Raw genomic sequence first — 10,443 nt, forward strand, 5'->3', positions numbered from 1 at the left:
CCCCGGCCCGGGCGACGACCGCGCGCCCCGGCTCGACCAGCAGCCGCGGCTCGTCGATCCCGTGCGCCGCACAGGCCCGGGCCAGGGTGCCCCGCACGGCCCGGCCGAAGAGCGCCGGGTCCAGGCAGGGCTCGCCCTCGGCGTAGCCGACCGCGTGCCCGCCGCCCAGGTCCAGCTCGGCGACGCTGATCCCGTACCGCGCACGCAGCGCCGCGATCACCCCCACCATCCGGACCGCGGCCCGCTCGTAGCGCGACACCGACGGCACCTGCGAGCCGAGGTGGCAGTGCAGCCCGGCCAGCTCCAGCTCGGGGCGGGCCAGCACCCGTCCGGCGACCTCGCACGCCTCGGCGGGCGGCATCCCGAACCACGACGACGCGGTGCCGGTCGTGAGCCCCGGGTGGGTGCCGGCGTCGACGTCCGGGCTGATCCGCAGCAGCACCTTCTGCCGGTGCGGCGCGAGCGCGGCGATCCGGTCGACCTCCGCCGCCGAGTCCAGCACGATCCGCCCGACGCCCGCGGTGAACGCCGCCTTGAGGTCCTCGTCGGTCTTGACGGTGCCGTGCAGCACGATCCGGTCGCCGGGCAGCCCCCCGGCCGCGGCCACCGCGACCTCACCGCCGGAGCAGGCGTCGACCGAACAGCCCTCGTCGGCGACCAGGCGGGCCATCCCGCGGCAGAGGAACGCCTTGCCGGCGTAGACGATCTCGGCGTCGGGCAGCGCGGCCCGGTAGGCGCGGCAGCGGGCGCGGACGTCGGCGGTGTCGAGCACCTGCACCGGGGTGCCGAAGCGGGCGGCGAGTCCGGCGAGGTCGACCCCGCCGATCTGCAGGGTGCCGTCGGAGGTCGTGCGGGTCGTGACCGGCCACAGGCCCGGCTCGAGGCGGGCGGCCAGCGTCGGGCGGAGGGAGGGGAGCAGGTCGGCGAGGGTCACCGGGATGACTCCTTGGTGGCGGGCGCCCGGTGCGGGCGCCGTGCCCCTCCGTTGTCACCCTGCGGGCGCGTCCGTGCCCGCTCCCGCTACGCCGCCCTGACGCGGCCGGTGCCACCACTGGCGGCACCTTGACACGCACCGGGTGCAGTGGTGCGCGCACTACTGCGCACTGCGTAGTACTCTTCGGTGCGCAAGGAGGTGCGATGGACACCAGTCAGCTGCTCAAGGGAGTGCTCGACCTCGCGGTGCTCGCCGTGCTCGACCGCGAGGACGGGTACGGCTACGAGGTCGTCCGCGCGCTGCGCGCGGCCGGGCTCAGCGAGGTGGGGGACGCGTCGGTCTACGGCACGCTGCGCCGGCTCTACGGTGCGGGCCTGCTGACCTCCTACGTCGTCCCCAGCGAGGAGGGGCCGCACCGCAAGTACTACGCGATCAACGGGCCGGGCCGGACCCGGCTGCAGGAGACGACCGACCGGTGGCGCACGTTCGCCACCACGATGGAAGGCCTGGTGGGCACGTGAGCACCGACGGCACCGGCGGCCCCGACGGCGCCGCCACGACCCGGATCGGCGACCCGGTCGGCATCGAGTACCTGCTCGGGCTGCGGGAAGCGCTGTCCGACCTGCCCCCGGCGGAGGTCGAGGAGATCGTCGAGGACGCGCGGGGCCACCTCGCCGACCTCTCCGACGAGCTGGGCCCCGGCTTCGACCGGGCCGCGGTCCGCGAGCGCCTCGGCACACCGGAGGCCTACGCGGCGGAGCTGCGCGCGGCCGCGGGCTATCCGGCCCCGCAGGCGCCCGCCGAACGCCCCCGCACGGGCGGGGCGTGGTTCGCGGTGGCCGCGCTCCTCTGCGCCACCGGCCTGATGGTCCTCGCGGGTCCCGCCGTGTGGCAGGTCGGGCCGTCGGCGTCGTTCCCGATGTTCCTCGCGGCCCTGGCCGCCGGGGCCGGGGTGCTCGCCGTGTGGTCCGACGGGCCGGGGCAACCGTCGGTCGCGGCGCTGCCGTCGGTGGTGGCGCTGCGGGAGCGGATCGCCCGGGCCCGGGCCGACGGCGGGATCGGCGGGTTCGTCCTGACCCTCCAGCCCGGCTGGTGGGTGCTGCGCGGGCTGGTCGCGGCCGGGCTCGTCGGATGGGTGTTCGGCGGGGGCGGGTCCGGCGGGCTGCTGATCACCGTCGTCCTGGCCGTCGCCGCGGTGCCGCTGTCGGTGCTGCTCGGCCGCCGCAGTGCGGCCGATCGCCGGCTGCTGTGGGCCGTGGTGCCGCTGAACGCACTGGCCGCGGGCCTGCTGGTGGCCGGGGTGCCGGCCCAGGGGCAGGACCGCACCACCGACGTGTCGTCGTACTCGCCGCAGCCGGGCCTGACCCTCGACGGGAACACGGTGTCCGATGTGCGGCCCTTCGACGCGAAGGGCAGGCCGCTGACCGGGGTCTTTCTGTTCGACGAGAACGGCCGCCCGCTCGCCGTCGACGACGGCTACTGCCCCACCGACGGCTCCGCGGTCACCTCGACCGCCCCGGCGCCCGGGCCGTACCCGCAGGGTGTGCGCACGACCGACCCGTCGTCGGGGGAGTGCGTGACCGTGCCCCCGCCGCCGCTGGTCGTGACGATCCCGCAGACCACGGCGGCCCGTCCGAGTACGCAGGCGTCGCCGACCGCGGCGCCGGCGACCCCGGCACCGGCCACGCCCGGAGCCGGCAGCTGAGCCGGGGGCCGGGCGTCCACGGGGGGTGGGCGCCCGGCCCTCAGAGCCAGTCGTTGTGCTTGAACGCCAGGTACAGCCCCAGTCCGAGCAGCAGCATCAGCCCGATGGCCATCGGGTAGCCCAGCGCCCAGTGCAGCTCCGGCATCTCGTCGAAGTTCATGCCGTAGATGCCGGCGATCAGGGTCGGCGCGAACAGGATCGCCGCCCACGACGACACCCGCTTCATCTGCTCGTTCTGCGCGAAGCCCGCCTCGGTGAGCCGGGTCATCTCCTCGTTCTGCCGCTGCGCGACCAGGGTCGAGTTGACCGTCAGGATGTTGCCGAGCAGGTCGCGGAACCCCTCGACGCGCTCCCGCACCCGCGTGGCGTGGTCGATCACGTCGCGCATCGCCCGGCGCAGCTCCAGGTCCGGGGCGTCGCCGGACTTGGCGAACCGGGCCCGCAGCTCGACGAAGATCTCCTGAAGCGGCTCGACGGCCCGCTGGAACGCGATGACCTGCCGGGTCAGCTGGTAGATGCGCCGTGACACGTTCGGGTCGCCGCGGAAGACCTGCACCTCGATCTCGTCGATGTCGTCCTGCAGACCGTCGAGGACGGGGAAGTAGTCGTCGACGACCCGGTCCAGCACCGCGTAGAGCACCGCCATCGGTCCGTGCGAGAGCAGGTCCGGGTCGCCCTCCAGCCGGTCGCGGACCTCGCCGAGCTGCGGCTCGGCGGCGTGCCGGACGGTGATGACGAAGTCCGGGCCGAGGAACAGGTGCACCTCGCCGATCTCGACGACCTCGTCGGAGTCGACGTAGCGGGCCGGGCGCAGCACCACGAACTCGGTGCTGCCGTAGCGCTCCAGCTTGGGGCGCTGGTGGGCGTTGACGGTGTCCTCGATCGCCAGCGCGTGCAGCCCGAACTCCGCCGCGACCTGGTGGATCTCGTCGACGCCCGGCCGCAGCATGCCGATCCAGCAGAACGCGGGTGCGTCCCCGCCGTGGTCGGCACGGCAGCCGTGCAGCGCCTCGACCGCGCTGTCGACGGAGTCGGGCGCCGCCGCCCGCTTGCCGTCGACGTAGACCGCGTTGTCGATCACCGACATGCACAGACCTCCCCGCCGGGCCGGCCGGGCGGGTGCCCGGACCGTCACCGAGCAGGGTAACCAGCGCTGTGCCGCGCAACCGCCGGGACGAGGTGGGCGACCAGCGCGGTCGCCGGCAGCCCGGCAGGGGCGGCGGGACCGGACGAGCGGGGCGGCGCTGCAGCATGCGCGGGAGCGTGCGCCCCCGGCAGCGGATCGGCCCGGCCCCTGACGCGGTGTTGGCGTCGTCACGCGCGTGTGGTGACGGGTTCCTGAGATCGACCGCCCGTCCGGGGGACGTGATGGCCACCACCGGGCGTCAAGAACGCGTCAACGCGCGACCCGGTGGGCGTCAATCCGCCGTCATCGCCGCGGGCGCGACCCCCGGTGCGGCGCACGATCCCCGCAGCCCGCCGGACATGCCGGCGGGTGGGCACGACCGAGGAGAGTCCCGTGGCCGACCTGGCCTACACCGCGTTGCTGGTGGCGTCCTTCGCCGTTCTCGCGCTCACCCTGCGCGGGATGGAGAAGCTGTGATCGCGAACATCGCCGGGGGTGTGCTCGCGCTGGCCCTGCTGGTCTACCTGGTGATCGCGCTGCTCCGGCCGGAGCGGTTCTGATGGCGGGGCTCGCGCAGGCGGCGGCGCTGGTGGCGCTGCTCGCCGTGACCTGGAAGCCGCTGGGCGACCGGATGGCGCGGGTCTACACCGACACCCGGCACTGGCGGATCGAGCGGTTCGTCTACCGGGTCTGCCGGATCGACGCCGCGTCCCCGCAGCGCTGGACGACCTACGCCGCGGGTGTGCTGGGCTTCTCGTTCGTCTCGATCGCGCTGCTCTACCTGATGCAGCGGCTGCAGGCCTTCCTCCCGCTCGGGTTCGACCGCGGCACCGACGGCGCCTCCTCGGTGTCGCCCGCGATGGCGTTCAACACCGCGGTGTCGTTCGTGACCAACACGAACTGGCAGTCCTACGTGCCCGAGCAGGTGCTCGGCCACACCGTGCAGATGGCCGGCCTGACCGTGCAGAACGTCGTGTCCGCCGCCGTCGGCATGGCGGTCGCGGTCGCGCTGGTCCGCGGGTTCGTCTCCCGCGGCGACGACGACGGCCGCATCGGCAACTTCTGGGTCGACCTCACCCGCGGCGTCACCCGGATCCTGCTGCCGGTCGCCGTCGTCGCCGCCGTCGCCCTCGTCGCGACCGGCGTCGTGCAGTCTCTGCGCTCCGGGGTGGAGATCGCCGCTGTGGACGGCTCGGTGCACACCCTCCCGCTGGCCCCGGCCGCGTCGCAGGAGGCGATCAAGGAGCTCGGCACCAACGGCGGCGGGATCTTCAACGCGAACTCCGCGCACCCGTTCGAGAACCCGGGCCCGGTCGCGAACCTGCTGGAGATCTTCCTGCTGCTGGTGATCCCGGTCGCGCTGACCCGGACCTTCGGGGTCATGGTCGGCCGGGTCCGCCAGGGCGTCGTCCTGCTGTCGGTCATGGGCGGCCTGTGGGCGCTCATGCTCGCCGCCGCCTGGCTCGCCGAGACCCACCCCAACGGCCCCGCCGCGCTCGCCGCAGGTGGTGCGCTGGAGGGCAAGGAGGTGCGCTTCGGCATCCCCGGCTCGGTCCTGTTCGCGGTGTCGACGACCGGGACGTCCACCGGCGCGGTCAACTCGATGCACGACAGCTACTCCGGCGCCGCCGGCGGCGTGACGCTGCTGAACATGCTGCTCGGCGAGGTCGCCCCCGGCGGGGTCGGAGCGGGCCTCTACGGCCTGCTCGTGCTCGCCGTCATCGCGGTGTTCCTCGCCGGACTGATGGTCGGCCGGACCCCGGAGTACCTCGGCAAGAAGCTCGGCCGCCGCGAGATCACCTACGCCGCGGTGTCGATCCTGGTCATGCCGGCGTTCGTGCTGCTGGGGGCCGGTCTGGCGATCGCCCTGCCGGGCACCGCCGACGCCCTGAACAACGACGGGGCGCACGGCTTCTCCGAGGTCCTCTACGCCTGGGCCTCGGCCGCCAACAACAACGGCTCGGCGTTCGCCGGGATCACCGTGACCAGCGACTTCTTCCAGGCCGGGCTGGGGATGGCGATGCTCTTCGGGCGTTTCGTGCCGATCCTCGCCGTCCTCGCGCTGGCGGGTGCCCTGGCCCGCCAGCGCCGCGTCCCGGCCGGGGCGGGGACGCTCCCGACCGACGGCCTGCTGTTCGCCGGGCTCGTCGGGGGCACCGTGCTGCTGGTCTCGGCGCTGACGTTCTTCCCGGCGCTGGCGCTCGGCCCGATCGCCGAGGCCCTGTCGTGAGCCGGCGCCCCACCCCGCCCCCCGCCCCCACTCCGACCCCGTCGCCCGCCTCCGGCGGTGCCCCCAGGGGAACCTTCGTGGCTTACAGCGCTACGAAAGTGACCCTCGGAGCAGACGGCGGTGGGGGGACCCCTCGACCGGAGGAGACCGTGTCCGTGTCCCACGAGCGGCCCACCGGGCCGCAGGCGTCCGACCCGGCGCCCGCGCCCGTCGCCGCGGGGGCCTTCGCCCCGGGGCAGCTGCTGGCCGCGCTGCCCGAGGCCCTGCGGAAGCTCGACCCGCGCGTGCAGGCCCGCAACCCGGTGATGTTCGTCGTCTGGGTCGGGTCGGTGCTGGTCACCGTGCTCGCCGTCGTCGACCCCAGCGTGTTCGCGGTGCTCGTCGCGGTCTGGCTGTGGTTCACCGTGCTGTTCGCCAACCTCGCCGAGGCCGTCGCGGAGGGGCGCGGCAAGGCCCAGGCCGCCTCGCTGCGGGCAACCCAGCGCGACACCGTCGCCCGCAGGCTGGTCACCGACGCTCCCGCCGACCGCGACGCCGCCGAGGAGCAGGTCCCCTGCGCGCAGCTGCGCCTCGGCGACCTCGTCGTCGTCGAGGCGGGGGAGACGATCCCCGGCGACGGCGACGTCGTCCACGGCATCGCCTCGGTCGACGAGTCCGCGATCACCGGCGAGTCCGCGCCCGTCATCAGGGAGGCCGGCGGCGACCGCTGCGCCGTCACCGGCGGCACCACGGTGCTGTCGGACCGGATCGTCGTGCGCATCACCACCCGGCCCGGGGAGTCCTTCGTCGACCGGATGATCGCGCTCGTCGAGGGCGCGGCCCGGCAGAAGACGCCGAACGAGATCGCCCTGACGATCCTGCTCTCGGCCCTGACGATCATCTTCCTGCTCGCGGTCGTCGCGATCGCCCCGATGAGCGCCTACGCCGGCACGCAGGTCCCGCTGCTCGTGCTGACCGCGCTGCTGGTCTGCCTGATCCCGACCACCATCGGCGCGCTGCTGTCCGCGATCGGCATCGCCGGCATGGACCGGCTGGTGCAGCGCAACGTGCTCGCCACCTCCGGCCGCGCCGTCGAGGCCGCCGGTGACGTCGACACGCTGCTGCTCGACAAGACCGGCACCATCACCTTCGGCAACCGTCGCGCCACCGCGCTGCACGGCGTGGGCGGCACCGGGACCGACGAGCTCGCCCGCGCGGCCCGGCTGTCGAGCCTGGCCGACCAGACGCCCGAGGGCCGCAGCATCGTCGAGCTCTGCGCGTCCGAGCACGGGCTCGCCCCCGAGGCCGACGCCGCGGAGGCCGTCGCGGAGTTCGTGCCGTTCACCGCGCAGACCCGGATGTCGGGTATCGACCTCGACGGCGAGGTCGTCCGCAAGGGCGCCGCGGCCGCTGTCCTGGAGTGGGCGCAGGCCGCCGACCGGGCCGAGGTCGACCGCATCGTCGAGACCGTGTCCGACGACGGGGGGACCCCGCTGGTCGTCGCGGCCGCCGACGCCCCGGACGGGCGCGGTGCCCGCGTGCTCGGCGTCATCGAGCTGTCCGACGTCGTCAAGCCCGGCATGGCCGAGCGCTTCGCCGAGCTGCGCGCGATGGGTATCCGCACGGTGATGGTCACCGGCGACAACCCGCGCACCGCCGCGGCGATCGCCGCGCAGGCCGGCGTCGACGACCACATCGCCGAGGCCACGCCGGAGGACAAGCTCGCCTACATCCGCCGTGAGCAGGAGGGCGGCCGGCTGGTGGCGATGACCGGCGACGGCACCAACGATGCGCCCGCGCTCGCCCAGGCCGACGTCGGCGTCGCCATGAACACCGGCACCTCCGCCGCTAAGGAGGCCGGGAACATGGTCGACCTGGACTCCGACCCGACCAAGCTGATCGAGATCGTCGAGATCGGCAAGCAGCTGCTCATCACCCGCGGTGCGCTGACGACGTTCTCCGTCGCCAACGACCTCGCGAAGTACTTCGCGATCCTGCCCGCGATGTTCGTCGCGCTCTACCCGTCGCTGGGACTGCTCAACGTGATGGGCCTGGCGACGCCCGAGTCCGCGATCCTCTCCGCGGTCGTCTTCAACGCGCTGGTCATCGTCGCGCTGATCCCGCTCGCCCTGCGCGGGGTGCGGTACCGGCCGTCGTCGGCGGCGTCGCTGCTGCGCCGCAACCTGCTCGTCTACGGCCTCGGCGGGGTCGTCACCCCGTTCGCCGGGATCGCGTTCATCGACCTGCTCGTCCGTCTCGTCCCGGGGATCTGATGCTCACCACCCTGCGCCGCCAGACCGCCACCGGTCTGCGCGTGCTCCTCGTCATGACGGTCCTGTGCGGGATCGTCTACCCGCTCGCGATCTGGGGCGTCGCCCGGATCCCGGGCCTGGAGGCCCGGGCCGAGGGCTCGGTGCTGCCGGGCGGCACCGGGTCGTCGCTGATCGGGATCGACCCGGTCGCGCCCGACCCGGCCGCCGACCCGTTCTTCCACACCCGGCCCGCGGCGTCGGCGGAGGCCGAGGACGGTCTCGGCCCGGCCGACACCGCCACCTCCGGCGGGTCGAACAAGGGCGGCTTCGACGACGGGCTGCTGGCCGCCGTGCAGCAGCGCCGCGCGGTGATCGCCGCCCGCGAGGGCGTCGCGCCGCAGGCGGTCCCGGCCGACGCGGTGACCGCGTCGGCGTCCGGGCTCGACCCGGACATCAGCCCGGAGTACGCGGCCCTGCAGGTGCCCCGCGTCGCGCGGGTCACCGGGCTGCCCGTCGCGCGCGTCGGCGAGCTCGTCGCCGCCGCGACGTCCGGGCGCACCCTCGGGTTCCTCGGGGAGCCGCGGGTGAACGTCACCGAACTGAACCTGTCCGTGCGGGACGCGCGCGGGTGAGCAGCGCCGACAATGGCCGGATGAGGGGTGAGCTCCGCATCCATCTCGGCGCCGCGCCCGGGGTCGGCAAGACCTTCGCCATGCTCGGCGAGGCCCACCGCCGCCTCGGGCGCGGCACCGACGTCGTCGTCGGTGTCGCGGAGACCCACGGCCGCGACCGCACCGCCGCGCTGCTCGACGGGCTGGAGGTCGTCCCGCGCCGGGCCGTGGAGCACCACGGCACCCGGCTGGAGGAGATGGACCTCGACGCCGTCCTGGCGCGCCGCCCGCAGGTCGCGCTGGTCGACGAGCTGGCCCACACCAACGCGCCCGGCTCGCGCAACGCCAAGCGCTGGCAGGACGTGCAGGAGCTGCTCGCCGCAGGCATCGACGTCATCTCCACCGTCAACGTGCAGCACCTGGAGTCGCTCGGCGACGTCGTCGCGACGATCACCGGGGCCCGCCAGCAGGAGACCGTGCCCGACGACGTCGTGCGCGCCGCCGAGCAGATCGAGATCGTCGACATCACCCCGGAGGCGCTGCGCCGCAGACTCGCCCACGGCAACATCTACGCCGCGGAGAGGATCGACGCCGCCCTCGCCCACTACTTCCGGGTCCCCAACCTGGTCGCGCTGCGCGAGCTGGCCCTGCTGTGGATCGCCGACGAGGTGGACACCGCGCTGCGCCGCTACCGCAGCGAGAAGCAGGTGGACGAGATCTGGGAGACCCGCGAGCGCGTCGTCGTCGCGCTGACCGGTGGACGGGAGTCGGAGACGGTGCTGCGGCGCGCGGCGCGGATCGCGAAACGGTCCGGCGGCGCGGACCTGATGGCCGTGCACGTGCTGCGCGGCGACGGCCTGTCCGGCGGCCAGGTCGGCGCCGCCGACCGGGTGCGCCGGATGGCCGAGGGCGTCGGTGCGTCGTTCCACACCGTCGTCGGCGAGTCGGTCGGGGACGCCCTGCTCGACTTCGCCCGCGGCACCAACGCCACCCAGGTGGTGCTCGGCACGTCGCGGCGCTCGCGCCTGGCGCGGGTGTTCGACCCGGGCATCGGCGCGCGCGTCGTGCAGGAGTCCGGGCCGATCGACGTGCACATGGTCACCCACCGTGAGGCCGGTCGCGCGCTGCGCCTGCCGCGACTGCGCACCGCTCTGCCCGCGTCCCGCCAGGCGCTCGGCTGGGCCGTCGCCGTCGCGGGCCCGGCCGTCGCGACGGTGCTGGGCGTCGTCCTGTCACCGTGGGTGGACCTGTCCACCGACGTCGTCCTCTACTTCCTCGCCACCGTGCTCGCCGCTCTCGCCGGCGGGCGCGGCCCGGCCCTGCTCGCCGCCCTGCTCGGCGGGCTGCTGCTGAACTTCTTCCTCTCCCTGCCGCTGTACTCCCTGGTCATCGCCGACCCGGGCAACGTCCTCACCGTCGCGACGATGCTGCTGGTCGGGGTGCTCGTCGCGCTGGTCGTCGACCGGGCGGCGCGGCGCGCGGAGCAGGCCGCGCGGGCCCGGGCGGAGGCGGCGCTGCTGGCGTCGTTCGCGCGGACCGTGCTGACCCGCTCCGACCCGCTGCCGCGGCTGCTGGACAAGGTCCGCGAGACGTGGGCGCTGCGGTC

9 protein-coding genes are annotated in these 10,443 nt (G+C 74.6%); 7 read left to right on the forward strand and 2 right to left on the reverse strand.

Annotated features, from left to right (window positions below; translation table 11 throughout):
• The coding region (locus GTW08_RS18565) for a diaminopimelate decarboxylase (RefSeq protein ID WP_161152286.1) at positions 1 to 934 on the reverse strand (934 nt) is incomplete at its 3' end.
• A gap of 203 nt (positions 935 to 1,137) precedes the next feature.
• On the opposite strand from GTW08_RS18565, the gene GTW08_RS18570 reads away from it, so the two are divergent.
• Positions 1,138 to 1,455, forward strand: coding sequence for a PadR family transcriptional regulator (locus GTW08_RS18570; RefSeq protein ID WP_073578194.1), 318 nt, complete (start codon positions 1,138 to 1,140; stop codon positions 1,453 to 1,455).
• Positions 1,452 to 2,639 carry an HAAS signaling domain-containing protein gene (locus GTW08_RS18575; RefSeq protein WP_161152287.1) on the forward strand — a complete coding sequence of 396 codons (1,188 nt, stop codon included), beginning with the start codon at positions 1,452 to 1,454 and terminating at the stop codon, positions 2,637 to 2,639. The genes GTW08_RS18570 and GTW08_RS18575 overlap by 4 nt, the downstream gene beginning before the upstream one ends.
• Positions 2,640 to 2,679: 40 nt before the next feature.
• Here the strand turns inward: GTW08_RS18575 and GTW08_RS18580 are convergent, their stop codons facing one another.
• Positions 2,680 to 3,726, reverse strand: a complete 1,047-nt coding sequence (locus tag GTW08_RS18580) for a magnesium and cobalt transport protein CorA (protein WP_073578192.1) — start codon at positions 3,724 to 3,726, stop codon at positions 2,680 to 2,682.
• A gap of 512 nt (positions 3,727 to 4,238) precedes the next feature.
• Here GTW08_RS18580 and kdpF point away from each other — a divergent pair.
• The 5 genes from kdpF to GTW08_RS18605 form a co-directional block, all read left to right on the forward strand.
• Entirely contained in the window at positions 4,239 to 4,325 is an 87-nt protein-coding gene (gene kdpF, locus GTW08_RS33020) for a K(+)-transporting ATPase subunit F (RefSeq protein ID WP_062400985.1), read from the forward strand.
• Positions 4,325 to 5,995, forward strand: coding sequence for a potassium-transporting ATPase subunit KdpA (kdpA, locus tag GTW08_RS18590; protein WP_161152288.1), 1,671 nt, complete (start codon positions 4,325 to 4,327; stop codon positions 5,993 to 5,995). Before kdpF ends, kdpA begins: the two co-directional genes overlap by 1 nt.
• A 155-nt stretch (positions 5,996 to 6,150) precedes the next feature.
• Entirely contained in the window at positions 6,151 to 8,247 is a 2,097-nt protein-coding gene (kdpB, locus tag GTW08_RS18595) for a potassium-transporting ATPase subunit KdpB (protein WP_139283028.1), read from the forward strand.
• The gene (locus tag GTW08_RS18600) at positions 8,247 to 8,858 is read left to right on the forward strand and encodes a potassium-transporting ATPase subunit C (RefSeq protein ID WP_073578189.1); all 612 of its coding nucleotides are present in this window, start codon (positions 8,247 to 8,249) and stop codon (positions 8,856 to 8,858) included. The genes kdpB and GTW08_RS18600 overlap by 1 nt, the downstream gene beginning before the upstream one ends.
• A 20-nt stretch (positions 8,859 to 8,878) precedes the next feature.
• Positions 8,879 to 10,443 (forward strand): sensor histidine kinase (locus GTW08_RS18605; protein ID WP_161152289.1); only part of this gene is annotated, 1,565 nt, incomplete at its 3' end.

This window comes from Pseudonocardia sp. SID8383 (assembly GCF_009864975.1).
Taxonomy (GTDB): Bacteria; Actinomycetota; Actinomycetes; order Mycobacteriales; family Pseudonocardiaceae; genus Pseudonocardia; species Pseudonocardia alni.